The following is a 12713-nucleotide window of genomic DNA, read 5'->3' as shown; positions in this document are numbered from 1 at the left end:
CTTACTCCTGCGATTTTCCCTGATGATTCGCCAGCCAGTTCGCCAGCTGACAATATTGCGCGACGGAGACGTTCTCGGCACGCAGGGTCGGGTCTATGGATAACTCTTCCAGTGCCCCGGCAGCCACCATGTGGCTCAGGCTGTTGCGCAGCGTTTTGCGGCGCTGGCCGAATGCTTCCGTGGTAATACGGCTCAGGATACGCACATCGCTGACCGGATGAGGCGGCTCAGCAAACGGCACCAGCCGCACTACGGCCGAGTCCACTTTCGGTGGCGGCGTAAAGGAGTGCGGAGGCACTTCCAGCACCGGGATGACCTGGCAGTAATATTGCGCCATCACCGTCAGACGACCATATGCTTTACTGCCCGGACCGGCAACCAGACGGTTGACCACTTCTTTCTGCAGCATGAAGTGCATATCTTTGATCGAACCAGTATAGCTGAAAAGGTGGAACATCAGCGGGGTCGAAATATTGTACGGCAGGTTACCAAATACCCGCAGTGGCTGGCCTCTCTCCTGAGCCAGCGCGGCGAAGTCGAAGGTCATGGCATCCTGCTGGAAGATAGTCAGTTTCGGGCCAAGAAACGGATGGGTTTCCAGACGCGCAGCGAGGTCGCGGTCCAGCTCTATCACCGTTAATTTATCGAGCCGTTCACCAACCGGCTCGGTTAAGGCACCCAGGCCTGGGCCGATTTCCACCAGCGCTTCGTCGCGCTGTGGATGAATGGCGGAGACAATGCTGTCGATAATGTACTGATCGTTCAGGAAGTTTTGCCCGAAACGTTTACGGGCGTAGTGCCCCTGATGGACGCGATTATTCATTACTGCTCTTGATCATAGTGATGGCGAGGTTAAGCGCCGTGATGAAGCTGCCCGGTTCAGCCTGACCCAGACCGGCGAGTTCTAGCGCGGTGCCGTGGTCAACGGAAGTCCGGATAAAGGGCAGGCCCAGGGTGATATTCACCGCCCGGCCAAACCCCTGAAATTTGAGTACTGGCAGGCCCTGGTCGTGATACATCGCCAGCACCGCATCGGCATACTGCAGATATTTAGGCTGGAAAAGGGTATCTGCAGGCAGTGGGCCGGTCAGATTAATGCCCTGCTGACGCAGTTCGTTGAGTGCCGGCGTGATGGTCTCGATCTCTTCCCGACCCATGTGGCCGCTTTCGCCCGCATGAGGATTAAGACCACAGACGTAAATATGCGGTTCGGCAATCGCAAATTTCTGCTGCAGATCGCGATGCAGAATTGTGATCACTTCATGCAGACAGTCACGGGTGACCGCCGCGGGGACATCTTTCAGCGGCAGATGCGTAGTCGCCAGTGCGACCCGAAGCTCTTCTGTCGCCAGCATCATGACCACCCGATGCCCGCCAGCGCGCTCGGCGAAGAATTCGGTATGGCCGGTAAAGGCGATGCCGGCATCATTGATGACACCTTTGTGTACCGGGCCGGTTATCAGGGCGGAAAATTCACCGTCGAGACAACCGTCACAGGCGCGTGCCAGCGTAGCCAGCACATAGTCGCTGTTGGCGACGCAGAGTTCACCTGGCGTAACCGTCTCTGCCGTTTCAATGGGCATGACAGTCAGCGTACCCGCCTGCTGCGGCTCTGCCGCCGCGTCAGGCTGGTAGGTCCGTAGCGTCAGCGGCAGACCAAGTTGGGCCGCACGCTGCTGCAACAGTGCTGGCGAGGCGCACACCACCAATTCAACCGGCCACGACTGCTGAGCCAGCTGAACGGTGAGATCGGGACCAATCCCGGCGGGTTCGCCGGGCGTGATCACCACACGAAGATTACTGCGCATTGCCATCCAGAATTTTCACGTAGGCGCTGGCGCGTTGTTCCTGCATCCAGGTCTGTGCTTCTTCCGCGAACTTACGGTTAAACAGCATACGGTAAGCGCGCTCTTTCTGAGCCGCATCGGTTTTATCGACCTGACGAGTATCCAGTAACTGAATCAGATGCCAGCCGAAAGAGGAGTGGACCGGCTGACTCGTCTGACCTTTCTTCAGGCGCAGCAGCGCGTCACGAAACGCCGGATCAAAGACTTCCGGGGAGGTCCAGCCGAGATCGCCACCCTGGTTCGCCGAACCCGGGTCATCAGAGTACTGTTTGGCCGCCGCGGCGAAAGTGGTTTTGCCACTGCGGATGTCAGCAGCGATCTGTTCCAGCTGCGCGCGTGCCTGGTCGTCTGTCAGAATCGGCGACGGCTTCAGCAGAATGTGACGTGAATGGACTTCGGTGACAGAGACATTTTTGCTCTCGCCACGCAGGTCGTTCACTTTCAGGATGTGGAAGCCAACACCTGAGCGAACGGGTCCGACGATATCACCTTTTTTCGCGGTCGCCAGCGCCTGCGCAAACAGGGTTGGTAACTCTTCGATTTTACCCCAGCCCATGTTCCCGCCTTTCAGCGCCTGAGAGTCGGCAGAGTAGGTTACGGCCATCTTGCCGAAGTCCGCGCCATTTTTCAGTTCGCCAACCAGCTGTTTCGCCAGCGTTTCCTGCTCATCAACCTGCTGCTGCGTCGGGTTTTCCGGCAGCGGCAGCAGAATATGGCTGACGTTCAGTTCGGTGCCCTGACTGTTCTGAGAGCCGATCTGGTTAGCCAGCGTATCGACTTCCTGCGGCAGAATGGTGACGCGACGACGCACTTCGTTGTTGCGCACTTCAGCAATGGTCATCTCTTTACGGATCTGAGAACGATAAACGCTGTAGTTCATGCCGTCATAAGCCAGACGGCTGCGCAGCTGATCAAGGCTCATGCGGTTCTGCGCAGCGATGTTCTGAATCGCCTGGTCCAGCTGCTCGTCGCTGATCTGGATCCCTGCTTTTTCACCCATCTGCAGAATGATGTTGTCCATGATCTGACGTTCCAGAATCTGATGGCGCAACGTTTTATCATCCGGCAACTGCTGACCTGCCTGCTGGGCCTGAGATTTAACCGTGCCCATCATGCCGTCCACGTCACTCTCAAGAACCACGCCGTTATTGACCACGGCTGCAACTTTATCAACGACTTGTGGTGCTGCGAACGCGGTGTTGGCACTGATTGCCACACCAAGAATCAGCATTCTCCAGTTCTTCATACTTTATCCATTGTTGGTTCCGCACTGCGGGATTGCCTGTCAAACATCACAACATCAGAAAGCGGGCTGGTAAGGGATAATGCCCTGACGCAGCATATCGTTGGTGCCTAAGCCATAGTTAGGACTCAGACCACGCAGCTCAATGTTGAATGAGATTTGGTTGTCATATTTACTGTCGTTGTTTTCCCAACCGTTAATTTTGCGTTCGTAACCGACCCGAATCGCGTAACAGCATGAGCTGTACTGCAGGCCAACCAGCTGCGACGCCGGACGCGTATTGCGGGTATCGTAGTAGTAAGCACCTACCACAGACCATGCATCCGCAATCGGCCAGCTGGCCGTGGTACCCACCTGTGAAATCCCGTTTTTAAAGATAGGGTTTGTCACCAGGCTGCTATCGTTCAGCGCGGTCGCTACATATTCCGGGCTGCTGTAACGGTAGCTCAGCTGTACCATGCGGTCGGCGTCACGACGGTATTCCAGTACGGTATTGCCCTGGGAGACGTTGTCGAGTTTGGTGTCATATTGCAGCCCACCTCTGACGCCCCAGCGATCGCTGATTTTCCAGTATGTATCACCAGCCCAAATCAGGCTGCCGGTATCATCTTCTTTACTGGTTTGATTCACACCAGTACGAGAAGGGGTAAACGAGTAGATTTGACCCACAGAAACGTTAAAACGTTCAACCAGATCGGTATCATAAATACGTGAGGTGACACCGGTAGCCACTTCATTGGCCGACGCGATGCGATCCAGCCCGCTATAAGTACGATCGCGGAACAGACCGGTGTAGTCGGTTTGCAGCAATGTTGAGTCGTAGGGATAGATGTTGCTCTGGTTACGGTACGGGATATACAGGTACTGCACGCGCGGTTCCAGCGTTTGGGTATAGCCCGCAGCCGAATTCATATCGCGGTCAAATACCAGCCGGCCATCCACTTTAAACTGCGGCAGGGTGCGGTTTACAGATTCATCCAGTTCGCCGCTCTTATCACCCCGGAGACCGTTAGCAGCGTTGTTATAGTAATCAACGTCAGTCTGCTGATAGTGGGTCGCCAGGAACTTCGCTTCGGTATCCAGGCTGGCCCAACCATTGGACAGTGGCAGATTCAGCGTTGGCTCAACATGCAAGCGGGTCGCCTCGGGATAGCGGCTGTTGACGTTGGTGAACTTCACCGCCTGCGCATAAACGCGGCCATCAAACGGGCCGATATCGTTCTGATAGAGATTAACGTCCAGCTGCGGCATCGCGCGATAGACATTATTGCTGGTGGTATTGCCAAATACCTGGAAATCTTTGGTGGAGAGCGTGGCGTCCCAGTTGGTGTCCGCATAGCCAACGCTGAATTTCTGCGTGGCGTAGTTGTCGGTCGAGCTGTAGTACTTCGAGTCGAGATCGTTGAAGTAATATTTGTCGCTGACTTTGGTATAGTCCGCGTTGAAACGCCAGTGCTGGTCATAAACACCCGCATGACGCCAGTAGAACAGCCAGCGATCGGAGCTGGCGCTTTCGGCGATGCCACGCTCTGATTTGTCGTTATCGTACTGTTTATCGGAGCCGAGGTAGTCGAACTCCACCAGACCGGCACCCAGCGTGGTCAGATAACGGAATTCATTTTCAAACTTCATGCCGCGCTTACTGATGTAGTGCGGCGTGATGGTCGCATCGGCCTGTGGCGCGATGTTCCAGTAATAGGGCAGAATGAACTCAAAGCCGTTATTACTGCCATATTTTGCGTTCGGGATAAGGAAACCGGACCGGCGGCGATCGCCAATCGGTAACTGCAGATAGGGGCTGTAGAACACCGGAACCGGACCGAGCTTAAAGCGGGCGTTCCAGATCTCCGCCACTTCCTCTTCACGATCCTGGATCACTTCTGAACCGACCACGCTCCAGCTGTTGGAGCCAGGCAGACAGGAGGTAAAGGTACCGTTTTCCAGAATGGTATAGCGGTTATCGCCGCGCAGCTTCATCTGATCGGCGGTACCACGTCCCTGACGATCCACCATCTGGTACTGACCATTCCAGACGTTGGTATCTTTGCTGTTGAGGTTTGACCAGGCTTTCGGACCTTTCAGGATGACCTGGTTGTCATCGTAGTGCACATTACCCAGGGCATCGACGGTACGCACGGGCGCGGTCTGGCCTTCCTGCTGACGCTGATGAAGCTGAACTTCATCCGCCTGCATACGGCTGTTGCCCTGCTCAATGTTTACGTTGCCGGTAAAGACCGCATCATTGGGATAGTTCCCTTTCGCGGCATCGGAGTGAATGGTGACAGGCAGCTGGTTCGTATCACCGTTCACCAGCGGGCGGTTGTAACTCGGCACGCCTAACATACACTGCGACATCAAATCGTCGGCAAAGGCTTGCTGGCTAATGGCTGCGCCGATCAGTGTGGCCAGCAGAGTAGGTATATGTTTTTTCATACGCGGTATCGAGAATTCCATGAAAACTGGCATCATGCCGACAATCGGGTCAGAGACTAACTTACTGCCCGGCGTTGCGCCAGTGTTAATCCTGGTCTGTCAGCGTTGCCGTTAGGCGCTGAGATAAATGACAGGTATGATAATGCAATTTTCAGCCGCAAGCATGGCGAATTGAGGAGTTTATGCGCTACTGGGGAAAAGTTATGGGTCTGGCGGTGGGATTACTTTCTGGCGCAGGCTTTTGGGGTATTGTGATCGGTTTGATCATTGGCCATATGATTGACAAAGTACGCGGCGCACAAGGCAAGGCTTACTTCTCAAATAATCAGACCCGACAGACGCTGTTTTTCAGCACCACCTTTCAGGTGATGGGCCATCTGACCAAGTCAAAAGGGCGCGTCACGGAAGCGGATATTCAGATTGCTTCGCTGTTAATGGAACGGATGCAGCTGCACGGTGACTCCCGCAGTGCAGCCCAGAGCGCGTTCCGCGAAGGCAAGCAGGCGGATTACCCGTTACGCAGCAAATTGCGTGAACTGCGCAGCGCCTGTTTTGGCCGGTTCGATCTGATTCGGATGTTCCTGGAGATCCAGATTCAGGCCGCCTTTGCCGACGGCTCGCTGCATCCCAATGAGCGTCAGGTGCTCTATGTGATTGCTGAAGAGCTCGGCATTTCACGGGTCCAGTTCGACCAGTTCCTGCGCATGATGGAAGGTGGCCAGCAGTTTGGCGGCGGTCAGCGCAGTTCTGGCGGTTTCCAGCAGGCACAACGCGGCCCAACGCTGGAAGATGCCTGCAGCGTACTGGGCGTGAAAAGCAGTGATGACGCCACCACGATCAAACGCGCTTACCGTAAACTGATGAGCGAGCATCATCCCGACAAGCTGGTGGCGAAAGGGCTGCCGCCAGAGATGATGGAGATGGCGAAGCAGAAAGCGCAGGAAATTCAGGCGGCGTACGATCTGATTCGCAAAGAGAAAGGCTTTAAATAATCACTGTGTCCCCTGGCCTCTTCTGCAACAGAGGAGGCCAGGGTGACAGGTCGAACATCTCAAAAATCGGCGGGCTGACGAAACGTCATAGCATTACCAAATGCCGGATGGGTAATGGTCAGTGACTCCGCATGCAGCAGCAGACGGGCTGCCATCGCTTTGGCTTCCGGGTGCGCATAGAAGTTATCTCCCAGAATCGGATGGCCCAGCGCCAGCATATGCACCCGCAGCTGGTGTGAACGGCCGGTAATCGGCTTCAGCGACACGCGTGCACTGTTATCCGCACGATACTCCAGCACCTGATACTCCGTCTGCGCGGCTTTGCCGGTCTCGAAGCAGACCATCTGCTTTGGACGATTTGGCCAGTCACAAATCAGCGGCAGATCAACCAGTCCCTCTTCCTTTTCAGGATGTCCCCAGATACAGGCCACGTAGGTTTTGGAAGGCTCCCGTTCGCGGAACTGGCGTTTCAGCTCGCGTTCCGCCGCCTTGGTCAGCGCCACCACCATTACGCCGCTGGTCGCCATATCGAGTCGGTGGACCGACTCGGCCTGCGGGAAATCACGCTGTATCCGCGTCATCACGCTATCTTTGTGCTCATCCAGACGACCGGGTACCGAGAGCAGACCGCTGGGTTTATTTACCACCATGATATGCGCATCCTGATAAAGGATGTGCAGCCAGGGTTCACGCGGTGGATTGTAAGGTTCCATGGGGCTTTCCAAAAATAAGGGGCCATGTGGCCCCTGAGCTTACTGGTGTGTCACCACAATCAGGCGCAGCGCATCGAGACGCCAGTTGGCCTGGTCGAGACTTTCCAGCACCTGTTCGCGGTTGCTTTCCAGCGCCTCAACTTCGTCGTCGCGGATGTTCGGGTTGACGGCTTTCAGCGCGTTAAGACGCGAAAGCTCGGCACCCAGCTTCTCGTTCGCTTCAGCACGTGCCGCATCAATCACCGCACGCGCTTCACTGACGACGCTCTCTTCGGCCTGCGTCAGAATCGCATGCACATCCTGCTGCACCGCATTCACCAGTTTACTGGCGGTGTGACGGTTAACCGCATTCAGCTGACGGTTAAAGCTTTCGAACTCCACTTTGCCCGCCAGGTTAGTACCTTTGGTATCCATCAGCAGACGGATTGGCGTCGGTGGCAGGAAGCGGGTCAGTTGCAGATGCTTCGGTGCCTGCGCTTCAACCACATAGATCAGCTCGACCAGCAGCGTCCCCACCGGCAGCGCCTTGTTCTTCAGCAGTGACAGTGCGCTGCTGCCGGTATCGCCTGACAGGATCAGATCCAGACCGTTACGGATCAGCGGGTGTTCCCAGGTAATGAACTGAGTATCCTCGCGTGACAGTGCCTGATCGCGGTTAAAGGTAATGGTGCAGCCATCTTCCGGCAGGCCAGGAAAATCGGGCACCAGCATGTGGTCGGAAGGGGTCAGCACGATCAGGTTATCGCTGCGATCTTCCTGATTGATGCCGACGATATCAAACAGGTTGAGCGCGAAGTTTACCAGACCGGTGTCGTTATCCTGCTCGCTGATAGCATTGGCCAGCAGCTGCGCCGATTCACCGCCGTTGGAGTTCAGTTCCAGCAGGCGATCGCGACCCTGTTCCAGCTGCGATTTCAGCGCGTCGTGCTGTTTACGGCAGTCAGTGATAAACGCATCGAAGCCTTCATTGTTCTCCGGCGCGGCCAGATAGCCGATCAGCTGTGAATGGACGCTGTCATAGATGGTACGGCCGGTCGGGCAGGTGTGCTCAAACGCGTCCAGCCCTTCGTGATACCAGCGCAGCAGCACCGCCTGTGCGGTCTGCTCCAGCCACGGCACCAGAATCTGAATATCGTGCGCCTGACCGATACGGTCCAGACGACCGATACGCTGCTCCAGCAGGTCCGGGTTAAACGGCAGGTCGAACATCACCAGACGGCTGGCAAACTGGAAGTTACGGCCTTCTGAACCGATCTCGGAGCACAGCAGCACCTGCGCGCCGTTCTCTTCTGAGGCGAACCAGGCGGCAGCACGGTCACGTTCAATGATCGACAGACCTTCGTGGAACACCGCGGCGCGGATGCCTTCACGTTCACGCAGCACCTGCTCCAGCTGCAGCGCGGTGGCGGCTTTGGCGCAGATCACCAGCACTTTCTCTTTACGGTTGCTGGTGAGATAGCCCATCAGCCATTCGACGCGCGGGTCGAAGTTCCACCAGGTCCCGCTGTCGCCCTCAAATTCCTGATAAATCTGCTCCGGGTAGAGCAGGTCGCGCGCCCGCTCCTCGGCGCTTTTGCGCGTACCCATAATGCCGGAGACTTTAATCGCCGTCTGATACTGCGCAGGCAGCGGCAGACGGATCTGATGCAGCTCGCGTTTCGGGAAGCCTTTAACGCCATTACGGGTATTACGGAACAGTACGCGGCTGGTGCCGTGGCGATCCATCAGCATGGAGATCAGCTCTTGGCGCGCCTCCAGCTTGCCATCACGGTCGCTGTTGGCGACCTGCAGCAGCGGCTCAATGTCCTGCTCGCCGACCAGATCGTTGATCCGGTTCATCTCCTCCTGGGAGATCGCGTTGTCCGCCAGCAGCGCCGTGACGGCATCGGCAATCGGGCGGAAATGCTGCTGCTCTTCTACAAAGGCGGCAAAGTCATGGAAACGGTCCGGGTCGAGCAGGCGCAGACGGGCGAAGTGGCTCTCCATACCCAGCTGCTCTGGTGTTGCGGTCAGCAGCAGAACGCCGGCAGTTTTTTCGGCCAGCTTTTCGATAACCTGATATTCGCGGCTTGGCTCGCCTTCTGACCAGGCCAGATGGTGCGCTTCATCCACCACCAGCAGATCCCATTCGGCATCGGCCAGCATCTCAAGGCGCTGTTTGTTACGGCGCACAAAGTCCAGCGAGCAGATAATCAGCTGCTCCGTTTCAAACGGGTTATCGCTGTCGTGCTGCGCTTCGGTATAGCGATCGTCATCAAACAGCGCAAAGCGCAGGTTGAAGCGGCGCAGCATTTCGACCAGCCACTGGTGCTGTAAGGTTTCAGGCACCACGATCAGAACACGCTCAGCACGACCCGCCAGCAGCTGTTGCTGGATGATCATCCCGGCTTCAATAGTTTTACCCAGGCCAACTTCATCGGCCAGCAGCACGCGCGGCGCATGGCGACGGCCGACATCGTGGGCGATATGCAGTTGGTGAGGGATCAGGTTGGTACGCATACCGCGTAAGCCGCTGATCGGCAGGCGGTACTGCTCGCTCTGGTATTTACGGGCGCGGAAGCGGAGGGCGAAACGATCCATCCGGTCGAGCTGGCCGGCAAACAGGCGATCCTGCGGCTTACTGAATACCAGCTTGCTGTCGAGCATCACTTCGCGCAGCATCACGTCGCTTTCTTCGGTATCCAGCCGGGTACCGATATAGGTCATCAGGTCATTTTCGTTGCGTACTTCATCGACGCGCATCTGCCAGCCTTCGTGGCTGGTGATGGTATCACCCGGATTAAAGATGACGCGGGTAACCGGCGAATCGTTGCGGGCGTAGAGGCGGTTTTCCCCCGTGGCCGGAAACAGCAGGGTGATCATGCGGGTATCGATCGCCACCACGGTGCCCAGTCCCAGTTCACTTTCCGTATCACTAATCCAGCGCTGACCTAATGTAAAAACCATATATTTTTTGCTCGAATTTTAACGTTTTTAGAGGTGTTCCCGAAGCTCAGGCAATAGCGTTACCGCCAGACAAACGAGGTCTGGAGCGGGAGTAAGAGCGGTGAGTTTCAGGAAGGGCGCTATGGTACTGGATGGCAGGGCGTTCGTCACCTGTCAAAAAAGCCCCAGTTGCCCTGTAATCAGTGTAGCAAAGTCCCCTTCAACAAAGGGCAGAATCCCCTCAGCGACCGGCTGAAGTTGCTTCGTTACATAGTGGTCATAGTCCAGCGGCGTGCTGCGCGCTTCCAGTGGTTCCGGGCCTGCCGTCGCCATAACGTAACGAATACGGCCTCCCTTCTGATACTGCAATGGCCGGTTTAATTTACGATTCTGCTCATCGGCCAGCCTGGCGGCACGCACATGCGGGGGCACGTTTCGTTCATATTCATTCAGCGGCCGCCGCAGACGCTTTTTATAGATCAGCTGATCGTCGAGTTCACCCGCCAGCAGCTGCGCTACTGTGGTGCGGATGTAGTCCTGCCACGGCTCACGGTGAAAAATGCGATGGTAGAGCTGCTGCTGAAACTGTTTGGCCAGCGGCGTCCAGTCGGTTCGCACCGACTCCAGCCCCTTGAAGACCATGCGCTCACCGGCAGCGTCACGAATCAGTCCGGCGTAGCGTTTCTTGCTGCCCTGTTCCGCGCCGCGAATGGTCGGCATCAGGAAGCGGCAGAAGTGGCTTTCATACTCCAGCTCCAGAGCGCTGGTCAGCCCCTGCGTCTGCTGGAGGTGGTCACGCCACCAGTCATTTACTTTCTGCACCAGCTGCTGACCAATCGTGGCAGCATCTTCTTCACTGTGCGCCGACTTCAGCCAGACAAAGGTGGAGTCGGTGTCGCCATAGATAACGTCATAGCCTTCCGCTTCAATCAGCGTGCGGGTCTGCTGCATGATGGCGTGACCGCGCAGGGTAATCGAGGAGGCGAGACGAGGATCAAAGAAGCGGCAGGCGCTGGTGCCCAGCACGCCGTAAAAGGCATTCATGATGATCTTCAGCGCCTGGGACAGCGGCTGATTATTCTGCTTTTTCGCTGCCTCACGACCCAGCCAGATCTGCTCAACAATCGCGGGCAGGCAATGGGTATGCCGTGAGAAACGCGCTTCGCGGAAACCTTCGACTGAATCGGCATCATCCGGATGGGCCAGTCCCTCTACCAGACCCACCGGGTCGATCAGGAAGGTGCGGATAATCGACGGATAGAGGCTTTTGTAATCCAGCACCAGCACCGAGTCATACAGGCCGGGGCGCGAATCCATCACATAGCCGCCCGGGCTGGCTTCCGGGGCGACATCGCCCATGTTCGGGGCGACAAACCCGGCGCGATGCATCCGCGGAATATAAAGATGACCAAAAGCCGCCACCGAACCGCCGTGGCGATCGACGGCCAGGCCATTCACCGCCGCACGCTCCAGCAGAAACGGCATAATTGCGGTTTTGTGAAAAATGCGCGTCACCAGCTCGCAGTCTTTCAGGTTGTAGCGTGCCAGCGCCGGTTTATCGTTGGCAAAGCGCCCGTTGATCTCCTCCATGCGATCCCAGGGATTATCAATCGCTTTTCCTTCACCCAGCAGCTGTTGCGACACCGACTCCAGGCTGAACGACGGAAAATCCCAGAACGCCGATTTCAGGGCGTCGATGCCATCGATAATTAACCGGCCGCTGGCCTGCGCGAAAAAAACGCCGGGCTTGAAGCCGTGTTCACGCCACTCCAGCGCGGCCTGCTGGCGGCCAAGACGCAGCGGTATGCCGTAGCGATCGGCATGCTTCTGCAGCACCCGCAGGTCAAACTGCACCACGTTCCAGCCAATCAGCACGTCCGGGTCATGCTCTGCAAACCACTGGTTCAGCGCTTCAAGCAGCTGCGGGCGGCTGTCGAGATAGATCAGCTCGAAGTCCAGCGCGCTGGCATCACCGTTTGGCGGGCCGAGCATAAAGACCTGGCGCTGACCGCAACCCTCCAGCCCGATGCAGTAAAGCTCGCCATGCTGCGTGGTTTCAATATCCAGTGAGACCCATTTCAGTGGCGGGCGATAGTCGGGGTGGGGTTTGAGCCGCGCATTGACCACGCTGTCGCCGCGCTGCTCGCCGTCAAACCAGACCGGGGCGGTAATAAAACGCTCCATCAGGTAGCGCTCCGGCGGGCGGATATCCGCCTCATAGACCGGGATGCCCTGTTCGCGCAGCCGCTTTTCAATGCGCTGTAGCTGACGGTTCTGCGGACAGTAGAGGCCAAAAACCGGGCGGCGGCGGAAATCTTTCAGCGCCAGCGACTGAATCCGAAACTGACGTTCATCTTTGAGTAATTCGCTGACCTGCGCCTGAAATTCCTCAGGAATAAACGCAACGGACTCCTGTACCGGCAGTACCACGCGCTGTGCGCCAGCATCCGTGGCGAGCCAGAGGATAATTTCGGTGCCTTGCGGGCTGTCGCGCCAGTGGCGGGTGAGCAGAAAACCTGCGCGGGCCATATTCAGATGTTCTCCGGACTCAGCAATTCAG

8 protein-coding genes are annotated in these 12713 nt (G+C 56.9%); 1 reads left to right on the top strand and 7 read right to left on the bottom strand.

Translation table 11 applies throughout. The features are described 5' to 3' along the window. Position 1: 1 nt before the first annotated feature. From rsmA to lptD, 4 genes are read right to left on the bottom strand one after another with little or no spacing between them, the layout of a single operon-like run. The gene (gene rsmA, locus IBT54_RS13695) at positions 2 to 823 is read right to left on the bottom strand and encodes a 16S rRNA (adenine(1518)-N(6)/adenine(1519)-N(6))-dimethyltransferase RsmA (protein WP_033781836.1); all 822 of its coding nucleotides are present in this window, start codon (positions 821 to 823) and stop codon (positions 2 to 4) included. Beyond that, positions 816 to 1808, bottom strand: a complete 993-nt coding sequence (gene pdxA, locus IBT54_RS13690) for a 4-hydroxythreonine-4-phosphate dehydrogenase PdxA (protein ID WP_147789384.1) — start codon at positions 1806 to 1808, stop codon at positions 816 to 818. Before pdxA ends, rsmA begins: the two co-directional genes overlap by 8 nt. Beyond that, positions 1798 to 3093, bottom strand: coding sequence for a peptidylprolyl isomerase SurA (surA, locus tag IBT54_RS13685; RefSeq protein WP_013356741.1), 1296 nt, complete (start codon positions 3091 to 3093; stop codon positions 1798 to 1800). Before surA ends, pdxA begins: the two co-directional genes overlap by 11 nt. Positions 3094 to 3147: 54 nt before the next feature. Beyond that, a complete protein-coding gene (gene lptD / locus IBT54_RS13680) occupies positions 3148 to 5523 on the bottom strand; it encodes an LPS assembly protein LptD (RefSeq protein WP_095706211.1) in 2376 nt (791 codons plus the stop codon). Positions 5524 to 5705: 182 nt separating this feature from the next. Between lptD and djlA the strand changes: the two genes are divergently transcribed. Beyond that, positions 5706 to 6515 (top strand): co-chaperone DjlA, encoded by an 810-nt coding sequence (djlA, locus tag IBT54_RS13675; protein WP_201252306.1) that lies wholly within the window; start codon positions 5706 to 5708, stop codon positions 6513 to 6515. A gap of 59 nt (positions 6516 to 6574) precedes the next feature. Here djlA and rluA read toward each other — a convergent pair whose 3' ends face one another. From rluA to polB, 3 genes are all read right to left on the bottom strand, one after another. Beyond that, a complete protein-coding gene (gene rluA, locus IBT54_RS13670) occupies positions 6575 to 7228 on the bottom strand; it encodes a bifunctional tRNA pseudouridine(32) synthase/23S rRNA pseudouridine(746) synthase RluA (RefSeq protein WP_013356744.1) in 654 nt (217 codons plus the stop codon). Between the two features lie 39 nt (positions 7229 to 7267). Then, complete coding sequence (rapA, locus tag IBT54_RS13665) at positions 7268 to 10174, bottom strand: RNA polymerase-associated protein RapA (RefSeq protein WP_013356745.1); 2907 nt, start codon at positions 10172 to 10174, stop codon at positions 7268 to 7270. 153 nt (positions 10175 to 10327) lie between these two features. After that, positions 10328 to 12688, bottom strand: a complete 2361-nt coding sequence (gene polB, locus IBT54_RS13660; RefSeq protein WP_147789385.1) for a DNA polymerase II — start codon at positions 12686 to 12688, stop codon at positions 10328 to 10330. Positions 12689 to 12713 lie beyond the last annotated feature (25 nt).

This window comes from Pantoea sp. S62 (assembly GCF_016658625.1).
Taxonomy (GTDB): domain Bacteria; phylum Pseudomonadota; class Gammaproteobacteria; order Enterobacterales; family Enterobacteriaceae; genus Pantoea; species Pantoea vagans.
The sequence above is the reverse complement of the archived record's forward strand: the minus strand, read 5'-3'. Positions and strand labels throughout refer to the sequence as shown.

What these genes read in the sequence shown, in the direction of transcription:
- rsmA (WP_033781836.1), bottom strand. Translation starts at nt 823, where the DNA reads ATGAATAATCGCGTCCATCAGGGGCACTACGCCCGTAAACGTTTCGGG.
- pdxA (WP_147789384.1), bottom strand. Translation starts at nt 1,808, where the DNA reads ATGCGCAGTAATCTTCGTGTGGTGATCACGCCCGGCGAACCCGCCGGG.
- surA (WP_013356741.1), bottom strand. Translation starts at nt 3,093, where the DNA reads ATGAAGAACTGGAGAATGCTGATTCTTGGTGTGGCAATCAGTGCCAAC.
- lptD (WP_095706211.1), bottom strand. Translation starts at nt 5,523, where the DNA reads ATGAAAAAACATATACCTACTCTGCTGGCCACACTGATCGGCGCAGCC.
- djlA (WP_201252306.1), top strand. Translation starts at nt 5,706, where the DNA reads ATGCGCTACTGGGGAAAAGTTATGGGTCTGGCGGTGGGATTACTTTCT.
- rluA (WP_013356744.1), bottom strand. Translation starts at nt 7,228, where the DNA reads ATGGAACCTTACAATCCACCGCGTGAACCCTGGCTGCACATCCTTTAT.
- rapA (WP_013356745.1), bottom strand. Translation starts at nt 10,174, where the DNA reads ATGGTTTTTACATTAGGTCAGCGCTGGATTAGTGATACGGAAAGTGAA.